The following is a 26204-nucleotide window of genomic DNA, read 5'->3' on the forward strand; positions in this document are numbered from 1 at the left end:
CTAATTAAAAACGTAAGTGGTGTCCCGCGTCTACGTAATGGGTGAGCCCGGTCAAAGCACGTCCCGCATCTGAGGCAAGGTAAACCACCGCACTCCCTACATCTTGCACCGTGGCTAAACGACGCAATGGTGATCGCGTTTCACCGTCGACGGCTAAGGCCTCGAATTCTTTAAGTCCAGATGCTGCACGGGTACGAATCGGCCCCGGTGAAATGGCGTGGACACGTATACCCTGCGGCCCCAACTCAGCCGCCAAATAGCGGGTAGCAGACTCTAAGGCAGCTTTTACCGGCCCCATCATGTTGTAGTTATCCACCGCCTTATCGGCCCCATAGTAGGACATATTAAAGAGTGCGCCGCCTTCTGGCATCAAAGGCTCCGCGCGCTTCGCCATCCGAATAAATGAGTGACAAGAAATATCCATTGCCAGTGAAAAGCCATCGCGCGAGCAATCCACCACACGACCATGTAAGTCCTCGAGCGGTGCGAAGGCGATAGAGTGAACCACAAAATCTATCCGCCCCCATTTTTGTTTAGCGCGCTCAAATAAGGCATCGAGTTGGGCATCGTCTTGGACGTCACAAAGCATCAACTCCGGATCCCCCATCTCGCTGCGCAAAGGCTCAACGAAACGCTCCGCTTTCGATGTACCGTAGCTCACCAGCACTTCTGCGCCGGCTTGCTGCAATGCTTTTGCACAGCCAAACGCGATACTGTTCTCATTGGCAAGCCCAGCAACAATGCCGACTTTACCTTCAAGTGAGAATAGATTGGTCACAGTGTTCTCCCTACCTTTGTGTTGCAAGATTGGTTTAGTGCTCACCCTGCATTGAGTGATTGCACTAAACGGACTGAAAGATTTTATGTCAGTCGCAAGTTTTCAATTTAGACCCAAATCAGCGGATGTAGCAAAAGTCACGAAGGGAATAAGACGCATTTTACGCTAGAAAGGCAGACACCTTTGCTAATTTTTGATGACAAACAAAAACGGCCATGTATTAGAGCAGAGTCAATGCTCTAGTCAGATCAAGGATACACAATAGGCTAAATACAAAAACGCCACCGACAAAGCGGTGGCGTGATAACGATGTGCTTAACAAAGTTTAGGCAAGTTCTGCCATCACACATTTCGCGAGATCGGCAGGACGGTAGTAAACCGACTTCATGACCTTACCTTCACGGATTAATTTACCTTCGACCGTGACATCTTTGGCACACTTGGCAATAATGCCATCGGCCTTAGGGCTGGCGACCACATCAATGCCTTTGTTGGCATAAAATGCTTGGGTATCCGCAAATTCACCTTCGTTACGGCATACTTTACTCATGTTGCTGCTGTGCACTTCATCCCAACAGGTCACAAAGTCAATACCGAGACGATTAGCGATTTGCAACAAAATATCAATGAGGTAGCTTACCTCTAACTGGTCACGGTATCCGCGTGAGCCCATCTGTACTGCACGGCCCATCAGTACATACACGCTATCAACAATGGCATCTACCTGTTCAACCAATGAGTCCGCTTCCGCGAGCTCTGTCATTTCTTCCACCGCTAACGCGGTGTGCAGATCGTCCGCTTTCTCGTCCAATGACGCAGCATCGTTACAAGGAAGATCAAACGTGTTACGAAACGCTTCGATATCACGATAAAGGTGGTCGTATAGCGCTTGATCAAGAACAGCAAATTTCATTTCTCGGACCCTTTGATAAACAAATACGCATGATAGCCATGCCCGTACACAAGGGGCCATACAATAGCACTGCTTGCGGATGGATAAAATCGCTTGATCGGAAACTTTACGTTCGTCCTCACCTAGCGCACAAAATTCATTCAAGGTTTCGATACGATTGCCGTTAGCTTCTTATAATGGTGACAATCAGGCTTAGGCTTGCAACCTGTTAAAAGGATCTGACGATGAAAAAACTGATGCCGCTTGCCGTGCTATGCACAAGCGCGCTGATCGCAACCAGCGCAACCGCTCAAACCTCTCCGCTTAGCGTCGGTGCGAGCGCCAGTATCACCGACGTAAAATATGCGGGACAGACAGAAACCGGCCATACATGGGAAGCGAACGGGACGCTTAGGTTGACGGATTACAGCAGCTTGTATACCGGATACGGTCAAACTACTGCTGATTTTGAAGACAGTAATGGTATTGAGCGCACCTTAACCTCATCGTATATTCCCGTTGCCCTCCAGTTTACTGTGCCGGGCGAAATGGGTAGCCTCTATTTGCGCGGTGGCGCCAACTATTACCGCACAGAGTTTGGCAGTGAAAAAGACATTGGCTGGGGAGCTATCGGAACGATCGGGGTCAAGCTCAATACCACTACTGGGCCAGGGCTAGCCTTCGAACTGACCTATGCCGACCGCGGTGATGCTGAAACCAGTTCAGTGACCGTCGGTACCAGTATTGGCTTTTAAATCATAGTTTCTCGCAAGCGGTAGATACGCCGCTTGCGGTGTCTCGACCAAGCATGGCGCTCCGTCGTAGTAATACATGGTGATACCATCGGCGCCGATGTGTATATGCGTCAAACTCACTGTGCTGGCATCCTCCCTGTGCATGCACACTGACGCACTACCGCGCTCGGGCAAATGGCTGCGGTGATACGCCAACAGTTGCTGCCGGGTCGGTACTGTGCCACCCATTTGCCTTAAATAGTAGGTTCGCGTGTTTGTGGTGGTATCAATATCAATCGCAGAGGAAACCACTGGTGGCTGACAGTCAACACACCGCAACGTCTGACCGTTCCATCGCCAAGCCCGAGGAACAACCTCCGAGCCGTGTGTCTTATCTGATAGGCCATCGACTGCAAAACCGAGCAGCAAAAAGGGAGCAAAATCGCGCAACGCATCGATTGGCAACGCGTTCGCCATGTCATTCAGATCGGTGCAAACCGCTAACGCTTTGACCAACTGCCCTCGGCTTAATCGTGGCGCAACCGTTTGGGCATGCTGGTAATCATTCAGTAGACAGACAATCACGCCAAACTCGTTGGCTGCAATCCATGTCCCCATACCGTCCGGGTCGATAGGCATCAATACCTGAGTCTGATCCAATTGATAGGTCTTGGGCGGTAGCGCACGACTGCGGCCTCGCGCTTCATCACGATTGAAGAACAGGTCTATCCCATCCTGTGAAGCCTGCCAAGTTAACGTGCACATCGAAGCTGATCTCGCTCGTAGCTTGCGGTCGCGGCCGCGACACCAATATGTTCATCCAAGACTTCACCAAGTTCATAGGCGGCACTGCGGATCATGGCAAAATGATGCGTGGCATGACTGGCTACCACGATAAGCTCGCGCATCACTGTGGTAGAAAGGCACACAGTATTGGTGGCATATAAGGTCACTTGGGTAGAAATGTGCACGGGGCGATGCAGTTGTTGATGAGAGAGAGACTCTAGCCACTCGGCAAGCCATTGCCACTCTTTGCGTGCCATCTGCCGGTCGTGCTCAACCAGATGCCCACGCCGACGCCTATCGGCATCGATATCACCACAGGCTTCCCCTTGCTTGAGTGCCACATACACATCAAGCGCATGACGCATATGCTGACCGATGGTGCTAGTAAAGCCATCTGCTTTCTTCTGGCTGTACGTGGTATCAGAGAGGCTTTCGAGGAGCTTCAGCGCTTGGCCAATCACGTCTAAGTTGCCGCGAATCACGGCGCGATCTTCTTCGTTAAGAGAACAATGCATACTCATTACCTTAGTACAGTTTGACAGTCAGTGGGATCTGTCATCCTGCGCTGTCCTGATCCCATCCATACCTAGCAGAAGTCATGCCGTTTAATCAGTTTGTGGATAGCGCGTCATCCATTGTCGTTCTTCGCGCCAAGCATTCAGCAGTACCCGTAACGAGGGCGGTGTATAACCTTGCCGCCGCCACGCCGCGCCAATCTGGTAAAGGTGGCGATACTGACTCATCAAGGCACGTACTGCTTCGCAATAACTGCTGTCACTGTCCCAGATATGTACTGGCTCGCTACTGGCACCATTGATTTCCACGATGCACAACGTCTCTCCTTTCATTAGCGACGAAATGTCACGAAACTTGATATCAAAACGGCCAAAGTAAAAACCATCAATGTCGTTGGCAATCTCGTCCATCTTTGCCCGCAGTTCAGGTGTCACATAGTGTGCGCCCTGTTTAAATAGCGCACCTCGACAGTGGCTACCAGAAAATGCCAAGGTCACCCGCTCTCCCTTTGCGATCACCGTATCGAGTCGGTGTTGATGACGAGCATGGTATAAGTGGGCACGTGTACCAATATCAGCATGCTGTTCAATCAGCGTTTTTAGCGTAGACACCCCATCGCCTATTACTGATGGCAAATACTTTAGCCCCAGAGAGATAATCTCACCGGTCGCCTCACCGGGATAACGCAGATAAAAGATCCCCGCCTCGGCAGGATAAGGGGCAAGCGCTTGAAAAATAATCTTACGGTGGGTCGGGAAGGCCTCAATGTAACGGTGCAGTTTGCGCTCACTATCGATGTATTGCACACCGGCGCCTCGGCATCCTTTATCCGGTTTAGCAACCAATGGAAAACTAATCGCTTGTTGCGCGAGCTTGTGCTGCAGTAACGACAGACTTGTTGAATCCACACCTTCAGGTTTCTGCCAACACACATAAGGGGCGATATATTGGTGCGCCACGTCCCCTGCGAGTGCAAAAATATCTGATTTCGCCTCCCCCACCATGCCAGATAAAAAAATGCCAGGGTTGGCCAATAAAGGGACAGTCACACTGCGGTAGTAGGCAGCAAGTACGATAGATTGCGCGACGACAGAGGTATAAAACGCCCAAGCGGGTAAGAATTCAAACCACCCCGACGTGCGTACAACAGGATAATCTGGCATACCCGTTTGTCCGGTCAGTACCGATTTAGACTTGGTCATACTGCCTCTTTGTTAATTTTGGCAATGCTCTGCGGCGTAAAAATCGGTTCACCAGCACCAGTCCAACGACTGCGCCTAAAAACGCCCAGCCAGTCAGCTGCCGCTCTGCCAACCAAGGATTATGCTCAATCTCAAACGCTCCCCAGAAGATCAATCCGGTCCAGCACGCTGTCGCCACACCAACCGCGAGGGCAAATATCACTACCGAAATGGAGAGGAAACCACTGAGGCTATAAGCGACGGTCCGTAAACCTGGGATAAAGCGGATTAGGAATAAGTTGAGGAACAGTTGACGGCGGAGTGCATGGCGCGCTTTTCTTACCCCTTTTTGCGTCAGTAAGCGAGCCCGTAAACTTCGATACCGCCGCGCATAAAGGCCCAATAAGTACAAAGCCATATCACCGCTGGCAATGCCAATAAAGATTGCCAATAACGCAGACGGCCACGGCAGCAAGCTCTGTACCGCAATATATGCCGCCAACGCGATAGCAGCGTCTTCTAGTAAGTATGACGTGGCAATAATAAGAAAAAATAAACCCAGCGGCGACCATGTCGCCAAACTGGGTATCAAACTCTCGATCATCGGCGAACTCCTCTCTATTAAACATAGACAGCAGACAGCCACACTCGCCGACAAATGATTAGAAAAACGTGATTACATCCCGCCTGCAACATCAAAGAGGCTGCCGGTCGAGTACGAAGCGCTGTCCGACAACAGCCAAGCGATCATCTCGGCGACTTCCAATGTTGAGCCACCTCGTCCCAAAGGAATATTGTCCGCGACGCGGGCGACGCGATCAGGCTCACCGCCGGCGGCATGCATGTTGGTATCAATCGGGCCCGGGCGCACAGCATTAACACGAATACCTTCGCGTCCAACCTCTTTCGCCAAGCCAATGGTTAACGTATCGAGTGCAGCTTTCGTCGCCGCGTAATCAACATACTCGTTTGGCGAGCCAGTTTTTACCGCAGCAGACGATACATTAACAATCGCCCCGCCACGTCCGCCACGCGATTGCGACATACGTAAGACGGCTTCACGGCAACACAAAAACGCACTGGTCACGTTGGCCTGAAACATCGCGTTGATGCGCGCCGCATCCATCCCACTGACCGAAGACTGAGGCTGCATAATACCCGCGTTATTGACCAGCGCTGTGACATTACCTAAGCGGTTATCCGCTTCGCTAAACAAACGTGTTACGCCTTCCTCGGTCGAGACATCGGCTTGAACCGCAATTGCGTTTACACCAATGGCTTGGAGTTCATCAACCAACTCAAATGCGGATTCACTGTTGCTTAGATAGTTAATACAGATGGCATAGCCACGCTGTGCTAACAACTTTGCGGTCTCTCGGCCGATGCCGCCGCTTGCCCCGGTTACAATCGCAACTGGATTCATTGCTACTCCTTTTCGCTTAATCCGCAGACACAGGCGGATGATACCCCATTCTTACCGCTCCCCAGTGTCGACCACCGACAAAAAGAGGAACAGACAAGTCATGCATCACTTCACCTGTGTCACGTTTATAGGTCTGCAACAGCATGGTATCAGTATGTTGCCCACAACGCCTACCTGTTCGGTTATCAAACAATCGTTTTGTACGGTTATCGGCGATATCTTGCGCATAATCACCGGTAAGAGGCTGACAAAATCACTGACCTTATTCTCGTTGACATCCAATGCTTGAATACGTGTGAGTGTGGTCGCTGTTTTTTTGGTTGATTTGGCGCATTTCATCAATCGACGCGCTCGACTGATGATATCCCTGCAAGCTTTGCTCACGCATCGCGCTGAAGATTAGCGCCACGAGCCAGAGCTCAAACGCAATTTTGTTCATAGCTTCATACTAATTACATGCTTTTTTGGCAAAGTCGGTGAATGAGATCAAATTTAGACCAAAGCCGTATAGGCCAAAATCGCTGAGTCCTTACTACAATTCGAAAAATCTTGGGTTCCCATCTTAATCACGTAAAAGTGGGCTAAGCTGACCATAGGTTGTTGTTATTAACGAGAGACTCATGATTTTTAGTCGGCGAGTACGCCATTCCACTCATGCATTTTTGGCGCTTGCAATCACTGGCTTTACCCTCGTGTGGTTTTCACTTGCCGTCCTTCCCGACAGCGAGCAATTCGCCATCATCTGGTACGCCTCCGCAGCCGGTGCTTTTGTGCTCACTTGCTTTCCTCGCTATGCATGGTCGATTGGCCTGCTTGGCTTTATCGTTGGCATTTATTATGCCGATACCTTGATGGGTATCCCCCCGTCACTCAGTATCGGTCTTGCCTTAATTAACGGTTCGACTGCCTTACTGGGCTGTTTTCTATACCGCACCATGCGGGTGCGCTTTGGTCATGCCTTGGAAGGCATGTGGCCGTTTATTCGCGGTATCGGACCCACTATCGTGCTGTCACCATTGCTCGGTGCGGTTTTAGGTGCCAGCGTACTCTCCTTTCACGACGCGATGCATGTCGACTACGCCTTGGGACGCTGGTATCTAAGCGAATTGATCGGCTTTGTTGCCCTCTTTCCACTCTTGTTAGTGATCAATGCCGAGCGCCGTTCTAAACGACAAAATGCACTGATTGTTCACACATCTCCCAGCTATTTATTAGCCAGCTGTGTGGCCTTATTCGCACTGATCACTGCGGTGCTCTACGCTATTCCTTATCCATTTATCGCATTGACTGGGCTATTTTTCCTCGCCGCCACCCTACAGAGCCGCTTAATTGGCCTGAGTACGATCGCGTTGGCGGTATTGAGCTTTGATGTGCTGAGTGCAATGGGGGTATTGACCTTTCACCTAGAAAGTAGCTACCAAGCCTCCATCCCCATGCTGGCCACTGCCGCGAGCACGCTCGTTATTGGGGTATGTATGACTCAACTGGCTTATAGCTATCGCCAGCATCAACGCCAACATACTCAGCAACACTCCTTATTGACTCAGGCTATGCACAATTCATTAATTGGGATGGCGATACTCGATTCGCGCGGCTATATCCAAGATATCAACCAGAGCCTTGCAACCTTTTGGGGCTACCGACAGACCAAGCTACGCGGCGTCCATGTTTCTCGCTTTACCCGAGAGGAAGATCAAGATGAGTTGAAGGCCTATTTTAACGATCTGATCATCGGGAATATTGATAATAAGCGGATGGAAAAGCGCTTTGTCCGCAGCGATGGTTATGTTGTTTGGGGGCGGCTCTCTGTTACTGCGGTACGTGACAAACACGCCGGGCATGTTACCCATCTGATCAGCCAAGTCGAAGATATCAACCAACTCAAAGCGGCACAACGTGAACAAAAACGTTGGCTCGCGCGCTGGCGGTTTGCACTTGATATCAACAAGCTCGCGGTATTCGAATTAAACACCCAAACAAGTTTACTGATCTTTTCTGATTGGTCTGCGCCCTTACTCGGCATTCAAGCCAAGAAGATTCGCACCTATCAAGCTTGGCTCGCACGGATTCATCCCGAAGACCGCCCTGCGCTTGAGCAGGCCATGAAGCTGCTTGTTGATGGCCATACTGAACGTGTCATTGAAGTATTTCGTTTTCAAAACGCATCAGGTGAGTATCGTTACCTTCGCCAATCTTCCGCACGCCAAGACGATGACGCCCAAACTGTGCTCAGTACTGCGATTGATATTACCGAGCAGTACTTAGCAAATGTGCAAAACGATACGCTTCGACGTCGGCTAGAAGCCGCCACACAAGCGGCTAACATCGGGATTTGGGAATATCACGTGCAAGAAGACCGCCTCGAGTGGGATTCACAAATGTATCAGCTCTATGACATAGCGACAGGCGCCGGTTGCGAAACACTCGCCACCTGGCAACAACATATTTATGTTGACGACTTTCCACGCGTTCAGGATGAACTCACGCAAGCCTTCGCCAATATGGCACAGCTTGATACGCAATTTCGTATCATCGATCGGCAAGGGCACACGCGGTATTTGCGTGCCTTAGCAACGACGCAATTTGATGAGAACGGCCAGCCCATCCGCATGATTGGAGCCAATTGGGATAACACCGAAATTAATAAATTAAACGCGACTTTGGCATCCGAGCGTGAACAACTCAATGTGGTCATGAATTCTATTAATGATGGCGTGATCACCTTGAATGAGAAAGGCCATTTGGTCTATCTCAATAATACCGCCCTAAAACTTGCTAATTATCGTGTGCAGGCCCCGATTGGCCAATCGGTCGATGATGTATTTTATCTTTTCCATCATGGAGAGCCGGTTCGCTTGTCGTTCCTCAGTGAACAACAGCTCAACACGCATTTCGAAACCCATATTCAAGATGCCTATCGGCTCGTGCTCAATGATACCAAACAAGTGTATGTTTCTGTCGCCATCTCTCCTTTGTTAGGCGATAACGAGCAACAATCGTATCGTGGTTATGTGGTGGTTTTGAGAGATGTCTCAGAGCAGCACGCCTTAATGGCACAGCTCGATTACAATGCCAACCACGATCCTCTGACACAACTGCCCAATAGACGCGCATTTGAAACCTTCATGGAACAGCACCTCGTGCAAGCGCGAGAGATGGATATCCCTTCCGTATTAGCGTTTATCGATCTCGATTTATTTAAGATCATTAACGACTCGGTGGGTCACCACGCTGGGGATGAAGTGTTGTGCCAAGTCTCCCAAGCCTTATCCGATAACATTCGCAGTGACGATGCGGTCGCACGCCTAGGCGGGGATGAGTTTGCGGTACTGCTGACTAATTGCAATCTGCATGATGCTAAACGCACCATTAAAACGCTTATCCATCGCTTAGAACAACTATCCTTCCCGTATGGGGAGCGTATTTTCTCTATCAGTGCCAGTGTTGGACTTGTCAATGTCACCGATAATGCACTTTCCCTTTCCGATTTGATGAGTCGCGCGGATGTGGCGATGTATTCCGCCAAATCCACAGGCCGCGGTCAGATCGTGGAATACGATGATATTTCAGGCTCGGCACAAGGACGGCATAATGATATGCAAATGGTCGGTAAAATCACCCGAGCGTTGGCCGAAGACAGATTTACACTTTATGGTCAGCAAGTTGCGCCGGTTGAAGGGCCGACAGTCGAACACTGGTACGAGTTATTGGTCCGTATGGTGGACACCGATGGCAGCATTGTGAGCCCCGGGGAGTTTATTCCCGCCGCAGAAGCTTTTGGTCATATCCGCGATATTGATGAGTGGGTGGCGAACTATGTCCTGACTACTCGCGCACAAGAGTTGGCGGACTCTGGGCTAAGATTCAATATTAACCTGTCCGCCCATTCGATCAGTGACCCCAACTTCCAGGCCCGACTCAAGCAATTGGTCGCCGAGTCCGTCTTCCCCACTGATAGGCTATGTTTTGAGATCACGGAATCGGCACTGATCAGCCACCTTAACTCTGCGATTTCTTTCGTTGACGAGCTACGTGCCTATGGCGCCCATGTGGCGCTTGACGATTTCGGCTCAGGGCTATGTTCCTTCCACTATCTCAAACTGTTTAATGTCGATGTGGTCAAAGTCGATGGCCAATTTGTCGCAAACTTGGCTGATAAGGAAAATAAAATAGATCGCGTGATTATCGAATCCATCGTCAATATCTGTAATACCATGCAGTATAAAACCGTGGCTGAATGGGTCTCTGATGAAGAGAAACTCGCTTTGGTCAAAGACATTGGCATCGATTATGTTCAGGGATTCTTAATCGATCACCCCACGCCACTCGATACATTACTTGCCCAAAAAGCATTGAAGAAACAAAAAGATGTTTGATGGGGTTGCGTGATGCCGAAAAGATAGGCAATTTAAGCTTTTTTGCTTGGACTGCCTGTTATGAATCAATACACGCTTGCGGGGTGTGGAGCGATCCTGCTGTGGAGCAGCAATGTCGCCCTGATTCGCCACGTGACCGAACTGCTTGGCCCTTTGGGTGGCGCTGCTGCCATTTACTCTATCGCAGCGCTCTGCTTAGTACTTTTTGTTGGGGCACCTAAACTCAGTGACTTTCCGCGTCGCTACTTGATTGTTGGCGGCGTGTTATTCGTGGTCTACGAGTTATGCCTTTCGTTGTCGTTAGCGTGGGCCAATACGCGGACACAAGCGATCGAAATGGGCGTGATTAACTATTTGTGGCCATGTCTAACCGTGTTTTTTTCCGTGCTCATCACGCGTCAAAAAGTCAGTCTTTGGCTTTACCCAGCCTTGATGATCGCCTTTTTAGGCGTCGTTTGGACCGTTGGTGGCAAACAGGGGGTGTCTTGGCAACATTTAGTCGCCAATATTCACTCTAATCCATTGAGCTACACACTGGCGTTCAGTGGTGCCATCATTTGGGCCATATACTGTAATCTGACTCGCATGAGTGCGCAGGGAAAAAATGGCATCACTTGGTTCTTTATCGCCACCGCCATCACACTCTGGATCGGTTTCGCGCTCTCCGACGCGCCAGCACTTTCCGCTTCTTGGTCAGACGTCGGTTATGTCCTATTGGCCGGTGCGGCAATGGGGGGCGGTTACGGGTTATGGAACCTTGGCATCCTTAAGGGCAACTTGGTCTTTTTGGCGACCTTGTCTTATTTCATCCCGATTTTATCGACATTTTTGTCCGCCATTCTTTTGTCTACCGAACTAACGCTCACCTTCTGGCAAGGCGTGGCGATGGTGACGCTAGGCTCACTGGCCAGTTGGTGGCTGACTCGTGCACCAACCAGCCACAACACACCAAGTACCGCAAAATCGCACTAGTCACACGGTAGTCTCCAGTCGCGTTCGTGACTGGAGACCGTTTACTGAGCCAGCGCCAACGCCGGTGTCGGGGCGCCGTAATAAAGGCAAATACGTTGACCATTGATGTCTTTCACATCAAATTCAATCTCATAAATGCGTTCCATCACCGGCTTCGTTACCACCTCGTTCACCGAACCACTGGCAACCACTTCACCGTTTTTCATCGCAACCATATTGTCGGCGTAACATGCGCTAAAGTTGATGTCATGCATCACCACCACCACGGCTTTATTATGGCGGTGCGCCAAGTCACGCACCGTCTGCATAATGGCCACAGAGTGGCGAATATCGAGGTTATTTAACGGCTCATCCAAAAAGATGTAGTCGGTATTTTGCGCTACAACCATCGCAATGAAGGCCATTTGGCGCTGACCCCCACTCAGCTCATCGATAAAGCGGTCTTGAAGCTCCTCCAAACCAAGCTGCGCGATGGCATCATCGATGATCCGGTTATCGTCGTCACTTAAACGGCCTTTTGAGTGAGGAAAGCGACCAAACGCGACCAATTCACGAATGCGAAAGCGCATATTGATATTATTGGACTGGCGCAACACCGCAAGACGTTTCGCCAATGCTTCATTGCTCCACTCGGCCAACGGCTTTTCACCAATTAAAACCTGCCCCGCATCACTGTCAGTCAGTCGACTGGCCATCGATAACAAGGTACTTTTCCCAGCACCATTGGGCCCTATGATTGCAGTCACTTTTCCCGGTGGAAACAGCACGCTGGCTTGGTCAACCACCTTGGTTTGCCCATAGGATTTAGAGAGTTCGATCAGTTCAATCATAATGGTTAAAACTTATTTTTAGTCAGCAGGTACAGGAAGTAACTCCCGCCAACAAAGTTGATAATGACACTGACAGTGGTTTCAAAACCAAACCACTGCTCGACAACAAACTGACCGGTTAGCAACAAGAACACGGCCAAAATGCTGGTAGCGATAATCAAAAAGCGGTGCTGATAGCTGATGAACATTTGTCGCGCGAGGCTAACCACAATCAAGCCAAAGAACAGCACTGGGCCGACAAGCGCCGTTGATACTGCAATCATCACCGCGATAATCATCATCACTTTAAGAGTAAGACGGCGAATATCGACGCCAAGACTAATCGCGTTGTCTTCTCCTAGCCAGCACACATCCAATTGATTGGCATAGCGATAAAGCGCGAGCAAGCACAATGCGAGCACCGGAACACTCATGTACACCAAATCACGGTTCGCATTGTTAAAGCTTGCGAACATCGCATCTTGCAGCACCGCAAACTCACTCGGGTCGACCAACAAGGTAAAAAACTGACTGATGCTGCCAAACACACTCCCCAGCACGATACCAATCAAGAGTAAGGTGTAAATGTTCGCGCGTCGGCGTCGAAAATACAGCGTAAATAAAACCGTGGCGCTAATCGTCATTAAGATCACGCATACCACAAAATTTAAATACGGATTAATCAGCAATACGCTGGATGCGCCAAACACCACCAGCAAGGTTGTTTGCAACAACATGTACAAGCTATCGAAGCCAAGAATCGACGGTGTAAGAATGCGATTATTGGTAATGGTTTGGAACACTAACGATGACGCCGAAATAGCCACTGCTGCGAGGGCGATCGCCAATACTTTCGGGGTTCGACGCGAGAGAAAATAGGCATAGTTATCCGCAGTAAGGCCATGACCCAGAAAGTATCCAGCGACGGCCAACGTACCGAGGAAGACAAGAGAGAGTTTAACCACATCACGCATTGGCTTTATCCCTCATGACTAAATAAATAAAGACCGCGCCCCCAAGAATGGAAATGATCATTGCGATCGGCACTTCGTAAGGGAAAATCAACACTCGACCTAAAATGTCACAGCTCAACACCAGCACAACGCCCCAGAATGCAGTCCATGGCAGATTGCGTTTAATGTTATCGCCCATAAATAAGGACACCACGTTGGGAACAATCAGGCCCAAGAAAGGGATCACCCCTACGATCATCACCACGGCCGAAGACAAAAGCGCCACGACCATCACGCCGAACAGCACCACTTTTTGGTAGTCCAAGCCAATATTTTTAGCAAAGCTTTCGCCAATACTGGCGGCGCTGAATTGACTGGCATAGGCGTAAGCAATGGCACAAACAGGCACAGCGACAAACAAGATTTCGTAGTTACCCGACAGCACGGACGAAAAGTTGGCGACCGTCCACGCCTGCAAGGTCTGAATCAGGTCGTATTTGTAAGCAAGAAACTGAGTGAGCGAAGACACCACGTTGCCGTACATGATGCCAATCAGTGGTACCAGTACCGTGTTTTTGAATTTGAGGCGCTGCAGAAAACGAACGAATAACCATGTGCCCGCCATGGCGGTCCCGACAATCATGGCCAAGTCCAACCACTGGCTCGCGCCGGCAAAGACCACCAGCGTCAACACATAACCCAGTAGCGCACAATCAATGGTGCCAGTGGTATCAGGTGAGGCAAATCGGTTTTGACAAATCTGCTGCATGATTAAGCCGGCAACACTGAGGCCAGCACCCGCCAAACAGATGGCCAATAATCGCGGAATTCGACTGGTGGTAAAAATGGTCCACGCTTGCGCATCGCCTGCGAGTAGATTTTCAATCGATACGTGCGCCACCCCTATCGAAATCGATAACAGCGCGAGAATCACGAGTACGGGTATAGAAAGGTATTTCACAACACAACTACCGTTGAGACGCTTACAATCACAAAGACCCGGGGAATGCCCGGGTCAATATTAGCCAGTTATTTGGCGGTTAGAGAACGCGATTTACATCGTCGATCATCTTATCCATCGCCGTCATGCCCGCCATGGTGATGTACCACGCCGTTGGGTCTAGATAGCTAATACGGTTGTTCTGATGGGCTGGCGTTTTGTTAACCAGTGGATTATCAAAGCGCGCTTTCGCTTTACCCACACCTTCCCCAATGGCTTGCTCACGATCTAGCACAAGAAGTACATCTGGGTTGGCATCGGCAATATACTCGAAAGAAATCAAGTTGCCATGAGAGCCGGCGACCTCGACATCGTCGCTTTTCGCAGGTTTTAGGCCGAGCTCATCAAACACCATACCAAAGCGGCTTTTCTCGCCGAACATTGCCACTTTGCTACCGTTGCTCATCACCATCAACGCATTAAAGTTATCCGCAGCGGCTTTGTTACGTGTGCTAGCAATTTTGGCATCCATCTTTGCGATGATTGCTTCCACTTTGTCTTGTTTGTCGAAGACTTGACCTAGCATACGCCAGCTATTCTGCACGCTCTGCCAGTATTGGTTGTAGTCTGCTTGGAACATAATCGTCGGGGCGATTTCTTCCAACTCTTTCATCAGGGAGGCCATACGTGCTTCAGCAATAATCAGGTCCGGCTTGGCCATGAAAATAGCCTCATAGTCCGGCTCTTTTACCGTACCCACGGCGACGTACTTTTCATCTTGGTACTTGTCCGCAAGATAGTCGGGCATCAGTGACTTGACCACACCCACAGGCTCAACACCAATACGATCTAACACGTCTAAGCTACCTTGGCCCAACACGACCACACGTTGTGGCACACCATCTATCTCGATTGTACCCATCGCATGCTCAATGGTTTTTGCCGCGACTTGGCTACCAAATAGTAAAGATGTCGTTAAGATAACAAGTTGAAAAATTGAACGAAAAGCTCGCATCGCTAGTTCCTCATCAAGGTTGATGGCAGCATGCTAGCGCAATTAAAAAACGAAGTCACGAATAGAAGTGAGAATCGTTCATATTTATAATTATATTGATATTGCGCAAGATAAGAGACATCAATCTATGTTTGCTATCCGAGCAGCGATCAACAGCAAAAGTGACTCAGTGACGGCTGATGCCTACCTTGATCTGGCGCAAAAGAACTGTTTTTGTTTGCGCCACTATCCCCTCACACACCATCAAAAAGGCCTACGTGATCACACGTCATGCTCTGAATGACCAAAAAGCAAGCGATTGCATCGACACTATCAACATATTTGGTAACCATTAGGGGGTATTCGCGGTAATATGCAGATAGTTGTGATCGGGATCGCGCGTTACTAGGGCGTTGTTACATACACTGAGTCCATCTCATCCGGCGCCAGAGCAAAGACAATAAAGACAGTTAGAACTGTCGCAAAATCGGCACCGACATGAGTTTGACTGCATCTAATAAGTTGTTTGAGGGTTACAATGAACGAGATTTTACTTGCGGTCGTCGCTGGTGCCATCGTTGGCTTTTTCTTCAGCGCGATCAAGCTACCACTGCCTGCTCCCCCAGTACTATCGGGGATCATGGGCATTGTTGGTATCTACCTTGGCGGCATGGCCTATCAGGCCGTGATCGAACGCTTTTTCTCTTAACTTAAGATAATTGGAGCACATTATGGCTACCCCACATATCAATGCCGCAGATGGCGCCTTTGCTGAAACCGTCCTGATGCCAGGTGATCCACTTCGTGCGCAATACATTGCCGAGAACTTCTTGGAAAACGCAGAGCGTGTCACTGACGTACGTAACATGTTTGGCTACACCGGCACCTATAAAGGGAAAAAAGTGTCAGTGATGGGCCACGGTATGGGTATTCCATCTTGCTCAATCTACGTGCATGAGCTGATCAAAGACTACGGCGTGAAGAATATCATTCGCGTTGGTAGCTGTGGCGCTGTGAAAGACGATGTAAAACTGATGGATGTGATTGTTGCACAAGGTGCATCAACCGACTCTAAAGTGAACCGCACGCGTTTCGCGAACCACGATTTTGCTGCGATCTCTGACTTCCATCTGCTGGAAACGGCAGTAGGTGAAGCGCGCAAACAAAACGTTTCTGTTCGTGTGGGTAACGTATTCTCTGCAGACTTGTTCTACAGCCCTGAAGCGGACCTGTTCAACACCATGGACAAGCTTGGCATCCTTGCGGTTGATATGGAAGCGGCAGGCATCTACGGTGTGGCCGCTGAGCTGGGCGCGCGCGCACTGACCATTTTGACTGTGTCTGACCACATCATCCGTGGTGAAGCCTTGAGCTCAGACGAGCGTCAGAAATCATTTAACGAAATGATGACTGTATCGCTTGAAACAGCGATCAACCTGTAAGTGTTGATCGGAGGAAACGTGTCTAGCGGCAAACTGCCCCCAGCTGCCGGTGACTTGCAGCTGAACTTTTGTAAAACGCTCACTTGCCCAAATTTTGGGTCCACTGATGAGCAGCATTACTTGGTTCAGCACACCAATCCGGCACGCCCAACCTTGGTATGCCGCGAGTGTGGTGCGTTTCCTCCATTGCTCAACAACCACCAAGTGCATGCAGAGCTGATCACTCAGCGACAACTGCATGCCGATGGTTTATGCGCCTGCACCAACCCAGATTGCGAACATCTGGGCAACCCCGTACTCACCCACCGAGCCTGCTACCATGCATTTGGCTACAGCGGTGATAAACAACGCTATCGCTGTAAAGGGTGTCAAAGCACCTTCGTCGATCGCTGGTCGGGGGTGAATAAAAAAAGTGAGTTACAGCAAAAGTTGTTGGCCTACCTGTTCACAGGCCACACGGTGCGAGAGATTTGCCGCCGTCTAACGCTGAACCCCAAGACCTTTTACGATCATCTCAACCATATTGCCGCTCGCTGTCGGCAAAAACTTGCGGCTTATGATACGCGCTTTTTAGGCGAAACCACCCAAGGCCACCTTGCTAGTGTACACGCACCTTTGCAGCCACACAGTCAAAATGGCGTGCAATGGCTCGCTACGGGGGAAGCACATAGCGGTTATGTGTTGCTGCAAGACGTGAATTATCATTCGTACGATCACCCAGTGGTCAATGCTCAGCACGATCCCTATCAAGATCATTGTCGATTTATCGCCAGTGCGCCTGATGTCGACCGAAGCGAAACACTCGCGACACCCGAGGGATTACTCGGTCGCGTGGATGCAAAATATCGCGCGGTTTTCGCCCGCTCGAATGTGGAAGACCCGTATACCCAGCCACTGCATTTTATCTATCCTAACCGTGGCACCTTGATACGTCCACAGTACACAACCTATGCACACTACCTAAATCTCAAGCCCTTATTGGCGCATTGGCAAAACATTGTGGTGTTTTCACCGCAAGAGCCTTTGCTCCGCTCTGCCTGCTTATCCGTCTTTGAAGCTGACATTCGGGATAAACGCGTCAGTCACGTATACGTTGAACAGGACGCATACTGGCAACCCGGCGCAGAGCCTGAGAAAATCGATATCGTATTACTTAGTTGGTGGCGCGATCGCTGGGCGTTTACGCGCAGTGGTGAAGGCACAAAAGCCATTTGCGATCATGGCCAAGCAAAAGGCAAAGAAGCGTACTGGTTAACCCATGCTAGCTGCGATGCATTGAAGAAATATCAGCAACATTTTCATCAGCAATTTGCGCTGTTAGTCAATGAGCCTCGTCGACGCTTACGTCCCGGCGGCCTGCTTCCCCTGCTTGATATTTACCGCGCGTGGCACAACTTGTGTTGGCAAGACAAGCAGCACCAAACACCGGCTCAGCACCTTGGTTTGACCGACCGACCGCTGACGTTGGCCGATCTGCTCCTTTAACCGCGGCTTCCTTTCCATTCCCTTGATAAATCACACGATGTGACTTGACGCGTATCACTTTTTGTTGCCTAAATAAGACTGTGGGTTCTTTACAGGGTGTTTTATTTGGATATTCAACTTCTTCGTACCTTTATCGAGGTCAGTAAAACACGTCATTTTGGCCACGCGGCCGATAACCTCTATTTGACGCAATCGGCAGTCAGTTTTCGAATTCGTCAGCTCGAAACCCAACTCGGTGCCCCTTTATTCATTCGTCAACGCGGGAATGTTCGGCTCACAAGTGCCGGAGAACGCATGCTGCCTTATGCGGAAACCTTGCTACAAACATGGCAACGAGCTCAGCAAGATGTCACCTTGACGCAAGCCGCCAACGAGCAGCTCACTATTGGAGCCTCCCCAACGCTTTGGGAACTAGAAGGGGTCAGTGACTGGATTAATCGTATATGTGCCAATCAACCTGATTGGGTGATCCGCGCTGAAGCTACGCCTCGACAAATGCTGGCGCGTCAATTGATTGAAAAGCGCATTGATGCCGGTCTGACGTCTGAATTACCCAAACTCGAAGGATTGCACTCCCATCACCTCGGCGATTATCAATTGCAATTGGTCAGCCACCTGCCCGATGTGACCATGGCAGATATCCAAGACTTAGCGATCGTCTATTTGGATTGGGGAACCCGCTTTGCTGTCGAGCAAAGTCGTATTGAGGCATTGCAACGTCCACCCGTCCTCCATACCCAATCGTGTCACCTTGCGCTTAATTATTTACTCACCCACGGCGGCGTTGCATTTCTACCGTCTCTGGCTATTCAGCCATACATCGACCGTGGACAACTGCATCTGGTAGGCACCAGCCCAGCATTGGTTCATCAGCTTTATCTTGTCTGGTTAGATGGCAGCGATAAGTCACATTTAATCAATGAGTTACAAAGCTCTACTGGCCAGCTTGTCCCAGAGTAAAAAAAACACGTTTGCAATGATAATTTCACTAGTCGGCGGTGAATTTTTGGGCTATCTTAACCTTTAAGGGTGACGCGCGCGTTGCCTGAATATCCGGCTGCAAACACAGCCACGTAAATACATTAGCGTTAGGAAAGCACCACCATGGCACAGTGGGATCAATGGTTAAAACATGGCTCTCAACACAAAGAGAAGTTCAAGTCCCGACACCACGACTATTTTGATGACGAGGCACCACGCGGTAAAAAAGGTAAGAAACGTCAGCAGAACAAGTCGCGCCGTCAACAACACGATGATGGCTTTTTCGGAGATGACCGTTGACAAACAGTCGCTAGCCCCCAATCAGATTGCATGACACGGTGGCCACACCGCCCAACGGCAACAAAACGGGTTCAGGCACATAGCGAGATAGCACACGCACAGCTAAATAGAATATAAGTAAAAGGGCAACGTCTTCCGGCGTTGCCCTTTTGTGTACGGCAAGCCCCAAAAGCTATCAATGGCGTACTGAGTAATATGTATTACGCTGTTGCCGCCTCCCATTTGGCCTGATGAGCAGTGACCTGAGTTCTGGCAGACTTCCAACGCGTATTAAGCTGCAAATCTGTCCAATCAATCGTTTTTGCTACACGCAATTGACTGGCCGCGGGGACATCTGTGATGGGCAAGGTATCGAGAACGGCAACCGCGCTATCTCGGTCATTACAGACCAACACCATATCACAGCCTGCTTCCAAGGCTGCGCAGGCGCGAGCCGGTGCATCGCCTAATACATGTGCCCCACCCATACTGAGATCATCAGAAAAAATCAGTCCTTTAAAGCCCAGCTGCTGGCGCAAGATATGGGTCAACCAGAACGCGGATGCACTGGCAGGCTGCGCATCATGATGCGGATACACCACATGAGCTGGCATCATGGCATCCAGTAAGCCTTCCTCGATGAACGCTTTGAAGATGGCGAAATCCGACGAGTGCAACATCTCACGCGAATCATGCGGCGTCACCAGATGAGAGTCTTCCTGTACCCCTCCGTGACCCGGAAAATGCTTGCCCGTACTTGCCATTCCCACCGAGCGCATGCCTTGGGTGAAGGCACGTGCATAACGAATAGCCTCCGCGGGATTGTCACCAAAAGCCCGATCTTTAATCGCTGCGCAAGCAAATCCTAAGTCCAACACTGGTGCAAAGCTTAAATCAATCCCATGCGCGATAAGCTCGGCGGCCATCAACCAGCCGGCTTGCTCAGCAACACTAGCATCCGCCTTAAGAGCCCCATAAGACTGTGCCGCTGGAATACGTGTGAACGGCGCTTTAAAACGCTGTACACGCCCCCCTTCTTGATCGACACCAATTAGAATATCGCGCCCCGCTGCTGCACGGATCTCTGCAGTGAGCGCCTGCAGTTGCTCACTGTCATGATAATTGCGTGCAAACAGAATGACACCGCCCACACTGGGATGAGCTAAGATCTCTTTTTCCTCATTGTCGATACGCTCTGCGTGAACATCCAACCATACTGGCCCCATCATATCTCCTTCATCCCGTTGTCAGCCGACTGCCACGCCGGCACGTTATACTGGTGCCAAGGCCTTACGAGTACGTGACTTGCTTGGCAACTGAAAACCTTGTGACGTATTGATACCGTGCGTATGCCACGCTGGCAGCCACTATCACAACAGAATAATCAAGCACTTTGCCTAGATTCGCAATCTGTTTATACTCGTGCCATGGAAGGGGTATTCAACTAAACAGCTCCCTATTAGGGGTCCCCTCATGTGTCCGCGCAGGGTGTTAATAACGCCCAGTGGTTGCGCAATTTGTGCATTGATAAGGAACACACATGCCTCAACCCGCAGCAGATATATACATCGGTGTGATGTCTGGCACCAGTTTAGATAACATTGATGTCGTGGCAGTACGCTTTACACAGGCTGGGCACGTTGAGCCCATTGCACGCCACAGTGAAGCCATGCCGCAAGACATTAAAGCAACCGTGATCAGTTTAAGTCGCGGCCATCCAGTTGCAATCACTGCGATTGGGCAGTTAGATCGCCGTCTTGGCGAGTGCTACGCCAATGCCATCAACACCTTGCTAGAAAGCGCAAGCTTGCGCCCCAAGCATGTTGCTGCAATCGGTTGTCACGGACAGACCGTGTATCACCAACCCAGTGGTGATTATCCGTTTACCATGCAACTGGGTGATGCCAATGTGATCGCAGCGCGAACAGGCATTACCACGGTTGCCGACTTTCGCCGCAAAGATATGGCGTTTGGCGGCCAAGGCGCGCCACTCGTACCCGCATTCCATAACGATTTATTTTCCGATGCCAAGCAGCCAACCGCAGTGGTCAATATTGGCGGTATTGCCAATGTCTCCATGATATGTCCCGACCAACCCTTATACGGTTATGACACGGGGCCGGGGAATATGCTGATGGATGCATGGATACAGCGTCACAAACATCAGGCGTATGATAAAGATGGCGCATGGGCAGCCAGCTGCTCCGCCTACCAGCCATTACTACAGCGTTTGCTCTCTGACCCTTATTTTTCACGCCCTGCGCCAAAAAGCACTGGGCGAGAATACTTCAACCTTGACTGGCTGGATCGCCACTTACTGGCGTTTTCACTCTCTCCGTCACAGGTGCAAGCCACACTACTTGAACTGACGGCACAAAGCATTGCCATGGCGATACAGCCTCATGAGCAAGGTCGCGTGTTCATCTGTGGTGGCGGCGCACACAACCAAACGTTGATGGCAGCACTGCAGGCGGCGCTGCCTCAGTGGCATATTGCGCGTTCAGATGACGTGGGGATCAGTTGCGACGACATGGAAGCCATCGCGTTTGCATGGTTAGCCCGCCAAACCCTCTATAATCAGCCGGGCAACGTGCCCGCTGTCACCGGTGCTAGTCAGGCCTGCTGTTTGGGTGCCATTTATTTGCCCTTCTAGGGAGGGCATGAAGAAAATAGAAGAGTACAACTTTTCCAGTTGTATGCGGTTATCCGGATGAGCTTAAGCGACCTTGCCGTAAAATCGTGACAGGTTGGACGTTGTCCATACGCTGAACGTAAGCCTGATACTGATTGAACGGTAAGGGGCGCGAGTAGTAAAAGCCTTGGCCAACGTCCACGCCATAGCGTCGCAATAGCGCTTCCGCTTCTTCACACTCCACCCCTTCAGCAACCACCATGACCCCAAGTGAGCGCGCCATATCCGTCGTCGCACGTACAATACTCTGATGGCGACCACTTTGGGGTAAATTGCACACAAAGCTACGATCAATTTTCAACTCAGTAAATGGCAGCTGTGAGAGAAAATACAGCGATGAATAGCCGGTGCCGTAGTCATCAATTGATACCTCAATACCACTTGCCGACAGCTCACTAATCAAGCGCTTCAGCCAATCGTAGTCTTCAACCATCACCGATTCGGTCAGTTCAAGAGAAACCAGATTCGTTGGTACATCGTATTGGCTTGCCAGATCAACCACTCGCGCCGCTAAGTTCGGGATATAAATGTCGGACGCACTGATATTGATGGACAGGCGCCGACAGTGACCGCTAGCAATTAACTGTTGCTGCTGTTGGAAAGCACGTCGAATCACCCATAGGGTCAAGTTGTTGATAATACCCACGTCCTCAGCCATACGCACAAAAACATCGGGGGAAATCTGTCCAAAGCGTGGATGCATCCAGCGTGCGAGCACTTCAGAACCATGAATGGAGCCTGTTCGTAAATCAATTTGAGGCTGGTGATAGAGTTCCAGCCCATCGTTTTCAATTGCCTCACGCAGATCTGCTACTAACGAAACATGAAGCTCGTGATACTTGTGTTCGTGGTTGTTAAAGTGGGTATATCCTCCGAGCACGGAACGATGTTGCTGCAGTGCTTGCATGGCGCGGTTTATCAACAGGCTAGGGTGCGATCCATCAGACGGATAGTGACACACGCCGATTCGCGCATTGATGTGGGTAATAAAAGACTCGATAGCAAGTTCACCGTTAAGTCCCTCAATGACGGACTCTAAAATATGGTTACATGTCTCTAAATCTTCCTCCTCAATCAAGAAGGTAAATATTCCCTCTTTGAGGCACCCTAGTTTTTGGAAAGGGGTGTCTGATTCCGTATCAATCTGATAAATCTGCTCAACATCCAAGGCTTCTAGAATTCGATCAACGATCGTATTGATATACGACTTGCGCGTATCTTCATCAAGGTAGGGCAATAGATTATTGTAGTTGTCAACGGTTACACAACACAGGTTGAAGCTAATATTACGAGCAATGAGATCATTGATCGCGATGTGAACCACGTTGGTATTGGGCAAACCGCTCAACGTATCATGAGTCAGTGCTTCCATAGCGTTCATTCGCTGGTACCGGAAGCGCTCGGCTAAGGCAACCGAAAACAACATCATGGTGAGGCCCATGGAAAGCATCAACGCATAACGGCTCATTAAGGTGTATTCGCTGTAGCCGAGCAGCAGCGCATAAAACGCTAATCCACCCGCCATTGCAGGTAGCCACGACAACCCAAATAACAGCAACCAGAATTTACCCAGTTGCCACTGTTTGATTAAAAAGTAGATGACCAATCCGTAAATGGGCACTTGAGACAGTAACACTAACGACGCGGAAATATACGGTGGAGTGATAAATGTAAGCAGCGCCAAGCCAGCTAAAGCACCTGTCGCCATCAAGAACATGGAACGGACACGTTGGTAGTCTCGACTGCGCTCAAAATCGAGGAAGAAGTAGGTGAACCACAGCGCAATGGTTAGCAAGCATACAGCGAATGCCAAAATATGGTTACTGACAAAAACTTGGGCCCAATCCGGTAAAAAATAGCGACTGAAACCATGATTGGCACTGATCACCACTGTCGCCATCAGTGTGTTCAACACATAAATCAAATACACACGCTGCCGGCTATACACATACACCCCGACACTATAAAGGGTGACTAATAGCATAAAGGTGATAAAGCCACCCCACAGAAGATGAATCGCTTTGGCGAGTTGATCGTACGCTTGATGTGACATCACCCATAACGGCATGGTTGGCATATCACTCGACGTCACTTTGATTAGCAACGTATTCGCTTTATCGGGCAGGAGCGTGACCGGTACTGAGGCAGGAAGAGACATATTGGCTAATCGCGATTGAGTAACATCGCCTCCCTCATACGTAGTCACGATCTGATCGCCATCAATCAGATGATACGCATCCAAGTAATCAATCGTCGTATTATCGGTCAGAATATGGAGATGACGCTCAGTTAACCCTTTATAGTCAAACTCCACTTGTATCCAAAATGTCTGATATTCGAGCTGCCAGGGGATTGATTCGGGGTTTTGTACAGTGGCAAGTGGCGCGTGATCAATCACGTACTCGAGCGGTAATTCGTTAGTCTCGTCAATAAAGTAGCGGTACTCCACATCGAGCAAGGGATCATTGAGCTGCGAAACACGAGTCAGGTTGGCAATACCATAAAAAATGGATGCCACAAAGGCAACGGCGAGTGCAATAGTGGTCCAGATGAGTGCCTGTCGCGACTGCAGAGACTGCATTTGCATCTTCACTCCAAGTTTTATCGTGATTGACCCAGCAGACCAGTCTAACTCTGCCTGTCTGTCTTGGTTTTCCCGACACCGTGAATAACTTTCAAGGCGATCATTTGTAAACCTAGATAGATATGGCTAATTTTTCAAACACAGATCTCATCTTTGTTGCCTCGTTAACCCACAACAAGTGAACACTTAACGTATCTTTGAACATTTGTTCATGATAATGTTCGACGCTATACTGCAATCAATTCCATTCAGGGCTGACACATCCCACTAGCCAATGAGTACACCCATGATGACGATGCCAACCACACCAGACGCGTTGCAAGAAGACACCGATTTATTGACTGAAATCGCCATTCTTTACTACCAACAAAGCGCTACACAAGAAGAGATCGCGCGTAAGTACAAAATAAGTCGTCCCAAGGTCAGTCGATTGCTGCGACGGGCACGGGAGGAAGGGATCGTCGAAATCACAGTAAAGTTTCACCCCGTTCATAGTGCGCAGCTTGAGCAGCGTTTAATGGACAGGTTTAATTTAAAGCGCGCACTTATCTCTCTCGATCAACCCAGTGCCCAAGAGCAACGTATGCAGGTGGCGACACTCGTCTCAGCTTACTTGGATGCCAACCTGAACGACGGTATGGTGGTCGCGGTTGGTCAAGGACAAAATGTCGCGGCAGTCGCAGATCACCCAGGTGTAGTGTCTCATCGTCAAACACGCTTTGTCTGCGCCATTGGTGGTACGCACCGCAGTGGAGATGCATTTAACGCTGACCATATTTGTCGACGTCTCGCCAAAAAGTTTGGTGGAAGCAGCGAAACCCTCTACGCCCCTGCCTATGTCGACAACGAAACCATTCAACAAGTCTTTGTTTCTCACCCCAACATCAGTGAAACCTTGAACCAAGCCAGAAAAGCAGAGTTTGCGCTGGTGGGAATTGGCGATATGGATGAAAATAGCCACATGGTAAAACTTGGCTGTTTTAGCGCTCGCGAATTTGTAGAAGCACGGGTTAACGATGGTATTGTCGGTGACATTGGCGGCTTTGATTTTTTCCGCATGGACGGTCAACCGACCGATAATCTGATGCGAGGCCGTGTAGTGGGTCTAGCTATGCCAGATTTGGCGCGCATTCCTAATGTGATTGCTATGGCAAGCGAAAGCCGCAAAGCGTTGTCCATCTTAGGTGCACTGCGTACAGGTGTCATTGACGTGTTAGCAACCAGTGCCAGTTGCGCCATGGCGCTATTGAATATGTCAGAGCCGGCACCAAACGAGAAGAAGATCACATTTCAACAGCCAGAGTAAACCACACACAAAGAAGTGAGATGTATCGCGGGTTTATTTCGCAATACAATTGACAATCGATGTGAAAAACACAAAGATCGT

Annotated in this window: 23 protein-coding genes and 1 pseudogene; 10 read left to right on the forward strand and 14 right to left on the reverse strand. The window is 49.8% G+C overall.

Annotation, left to right across the window (positions count from 1 at the left end):
• Positions 1 to 4 precede the first annotated feature (4 nt).
• Together fabI and N7E60_RS14130 are read right to left on the reverse strand one after the other, a co-directional pair.
• Positions 5 to 778, reverse strand: a complete 774-nt coding sequence (gene fabI / locus N7E60_RS14125) for an enoyl-ACP reductase FabI (protein WP_269598828.1) — start codon at positions 776 to 778, stop codon at positions 5 to 7.
• A gap of 325 nt (positions 779 to 1103) precedes the next feature.
• Positions 1104 to 1691 (reverse strand): nucleoside triphosphate pyrophosphohydrolase family protein, encoded by a 588-nt coding sequence (locus tag N7E60_RS14130; RefSeq protein ID WP_069586715.1) that lies wholly within the window; start codon positions 1689 to 1691, stop codon positions 1104 to 1106.
• A 224-nt stretch (positions 1692 to 1915) separates the two neighbouring features.
• On the opposite strand from N7E60_RS14130, the gene N7E60_RS14135 reads away from it, so the two are divergent.
• Complete coding sequence (locus N7E60_RS14135; RefSeq protein WP_096632040.1) at positions 1916 to 2425, forward strand: outer membrane beta-barrel protein; 510 nt, start codon at positions 1916 to 1918, stop codon at positions 2423 to 2425.
• Here the strand turns inward: N7E60_RS14135 and N7E60_RS14140 are convergent.
• The 6 genes and pseudogenes from N7E60_RS14140 to N7E60_RS14165 form a co-directional block, all read right to left on the reverse strand.
• A complete protein-coding gene (locus N7E60_RS14140) occupies positions 2393 to 3169 on the reverse strand; it encodes an NRDE family protein (protein ID WP_269598829.1) in 777 nt (258 codons plus the stop codon). The two genes, N7E60_RS14135 and N7E60_RS14140, sit on opposite strands and share 33 nt — an antisense overlap.
• Positions 3157 to 3705 carry a DinB family protein gene (locus tag N7E60_RS14145; RefSeq protein WP_077454887.1) on the reverse strand — a complete coding sequence of 183 codons (549 nt, stop codon included), beginning with the start codon at positions 3703 to 3705 and terminating at the stop codon, positions 3157 to 3159. The genes N7E60_RS14140 and N7E60_RS14145 overlap by 13 nt, the downstream gene beginning before the upstream one ends.
• Before the next feature lie 90 nt (positions 3706 to 3795).
• Positions 3796 to 4908, reverse strand: coding sequence for a D-alanine--D-alanine ligase (locus N7E60_RS14150; RefSeq protein WP_269598830.1), 1113 nt, complete (start codon positions 4906 to 4908; stop codon positions 3796 to 3798).
• Positions 4895 to 5491, reverse strand: a complete 597-nt coding sequence (locus N7E60_RS14155) for a DedA family protein (RefSeq protein WP_269598831.1) — start codon at positions 5489 to 5491, stop codon at positions 4895 to 4897. Before N7E60_RS14155 ends, N7E60_RS14150 begins: the two co-directional genes overlap by 14 nt.
• A 72-nt stretch (positions 5492 to 5563) precedes the next feature.
• Positions 5564 to 6310 (reverse strand): SDR family oxidoreductase, encoded by a 747-nt coding sequence (locus tag N7E60_RS14160; protein WP_069586721.1) that lies wholly within the window; start codon positions 6308 to 6310, stop codon positions 5564 to 5566.
• A gap of 16 nt (positions 6311 to 6326) precedes the next feature.
• Positions 6327 to 6563, reverse strand: a pseudogene (locus N7E60_RS14165) (methyl-accepting chemotaxis protein); the annotation flags it as partial.
• Between the two features lie 367 nt (positions 6564 to 6930).
• On the opposite strand from N7E60_RS14165, the gene N7E60_RS14170 reads away from it, so the two are divergent.
• Positions 6931 to 10686, forward strand: coding sequence for an EAL domain-containing protein (locus tag N7E60_RS14170; protein WP_269598832.1), 3756 nt, complete (start codon positions 6931 to 6933; stop codon positions 10684 to 10686).
• A gap of 60 nt (positions 10687 to 10746) precedes the next feature.
• Positions 10747 to 11658, forward strand: coding sequence for an aromatic amino acid DMT transporter YddG (gene yddG / locus N7E60_RS14175; RefSeq protein ID WP_269598833.1), 912 nt, complete (start codon positions 10747 to 10749; stop codon positions 11656 to 11658).
• 41 nt (positions 11659 to 11699) lie between these two features.
• Here yddG and N7E60_RS14180 read toward each other — a convergent pair whose 3' ends face one another.
• The 4 genes from N7E60_RS14180 to N7E60_RS14195 all read right to left on the reverse strand — a co-directional run bounded on the left by N7E60_RS14180 (position 11700) and on the right by N7E60_RS14195 (position 15375).
• A complete protein-coding gene (locus N7E60_RS14180) occupies positions 11700 to 12488 on the reverse strand; it encodes an iron ABC transporter ATP-binding protein (RefSeq protein WP_269598834.1) in 789 nt (262 codons plus the stop codon).
• 5 nt (positions 12489 to 12493) lie between these two features.
• Positions 12494 to 13441 carry an iron chelate uptake ABC transporter family permease subunit gene (locus N7E60_RS14185; protein WP_077454880.1) on the reverse strand — a complete coding sequence of 316 codons (948 nt, stop codon included), beginning with the start codon at positions 13439 to 13441 and terminating at the stop codon, positions 12494 to 12496.
• Positions 13434 to 14381: an ABC transporter permease gene (locus N7E60_RS14190; RefSeq protein WP_069586726.1), complete on the reverse strand. Its 948-nt coding sequence runs from the start codon at positions 14379 to 14381 to the stop codon at positions 13434 to 13436. Before N7E60_RS14190 ends, N7E60_RS14185 begins: the two co-directional genes overlap by 8 nt.
• Before the next feature lie 79 nt (positions 14382 to 14460).
• A complete protein-coding gene (locus N7E60_RS14195; protein WP_269598835.1) occupies positions 14461 to 15375 on the reverse strand; it encodes a siderophore ABC transporter substrate-binding protein in 915 nt (304 codons plus the stop codon).
• A gap of 517 nt (positions 15376 to 15892) precedes the next feature.
• On the opposite strand from N7E60_RS14195, the gene N7E60_RS14200 reads away from it, so the two are divergent.
• From N7E60_RS14200 to N7E60_RS14220, 5 genes are all read left to right on the forward strand, one after another.
• Positions 15893 to 16063 (forward strand): XapX domain-containing protein, encoded by a 171-nt coding sequence (locus N7E60_RS14200; RefSeq protein WP_069586728.1) that lies wholly within the window; start codon positions 15893 to 15895, stop codon positions 16061 to 16063.
• A 22-nt stretch (positions 16064 to 16085) separates the two neighbouring features.
• Entirely contained in the window at positions 16086 to 16796 is a 711-nt protein-coding gene (deoD, locus tag N7E60_RS14205) for a purine-nucleoside phosphorylase (protein WP_069586729.1), read from the forward strand.
• An 18-nt stretch (positions 16797 to 16814) separates the two neighbouring features.
• Positions 16815 to 18281 carry a lactate dehydrogenase gene (locus N7E60_RS14210; RefSeq protein WP_269598836.1) on the forward strand — a complete coding sequence of 489 codons (1467 nt, stop codon included), beginning with the start codon at positions 16815 to 16817 and terminating at the stop codon, positions 18279 to 18281.
• A 105-nt stretch (positions 18282 to 18386) separates the two neighbouring features.
• Positions 18387 to 19241, forward strand: a complete 855-nt coding sequence (hdfR, locus tag N7E60_RS14215; RefSeq protein ID WP_069586730.1) for an HTH-type transcriptional regulator HdfR — start codon at positions 18387 to 18389, stop codon at positions 19239 to 19241.
• Positions 19242 to 19385: 144 nt separating this feature from the next.
• Positions 19386 to 19562 (forward strand): hypothetical protein, encoded by a 177-nt coding sequence (locus N7E60_RS14220; protein WP_157893189.1) that lies wholly within the window; start codon positions 19386 to 19388, stop codon positions 19560 to 19562.
• A 200-nt stretch (positions 19563 to 19762) separates the two neighbouring features.
• Here N7E60_RS14220 and nagZ read toward each other — a convergent pair whose 3' ends face one another.
• Entirely contained in the window at positions 19763 to 20767 is a 1005-nt protein-coding gene (gene nagZ / locus N7E60_RS14225) for a beta-N-acetylhexosaminidase (RefSeq protein WP_269599036.1), read from the reverse strand.
• Positions 20768 to 21081: 314 nt separating this feature from the next.
• On the opposite strand from nagZ, the gene N7E60_RS14230 reads away from it, so the two are divergent.
• On the forward strand, positions 21082 to 22194 hold the full coding sequence (locus N7E60_RS14230) for an anhydro-N-acetylmuramic acid kinase (RefSeq protein ID WP_269598837.1): 1113 nt from the start codon (positions 21082 to 21084) through the stop codon (positions 22192 to 22194).
• A 49-nt stretch (positions 22195 to 22243) separates the two neighbouring features.
• On the opposite strand, the gene N7E60_RS14235 is transcribed toward N7E60_RS14230, so the two are convergent.
• Positions 22244 to 24820 carry an EAL domain-containing protein gene (locus N7E60_RS14235; RefSeq protein WP_269598838.1) on the reverse strand — a complete coding sequence of 859 codons (2577 nt, stop codon included), beginning with the start codon at positions 24818 to 24820 and terminating at the stop codon, positions 22244 to 22246.
• 286 nt (positions 24821 to 25106) lie between these two features.
• Here N7E60_RS14235 and N7E60_RS14240 point away from each other — a divergent pair, with 286 nt between their 5' ends.
• Positions 25107 to 26123, forward strand: a complete 1017-nt coding sequence (locus N7E60_RS14240) for a sugar-binding transcriptional regulator (protein ID WP_408642364.1) — start codon at positions 25107 to 25109, stop codon at positions 26121 to 26123.
• The last annotated feature ends 81 nt before the right edge of the window (positions 26124 to 26204 follow it).

This window comes from Salinivibrio proteolyticus, assembly GCF_027286365.1.
Classification (GTDB): Bacteria; Pseudomonadota; Gammaproteobacteria; order Enterobacterales; family Vibrionaceae; genus Salinivibrio; species Salinivibrio proteolyticus.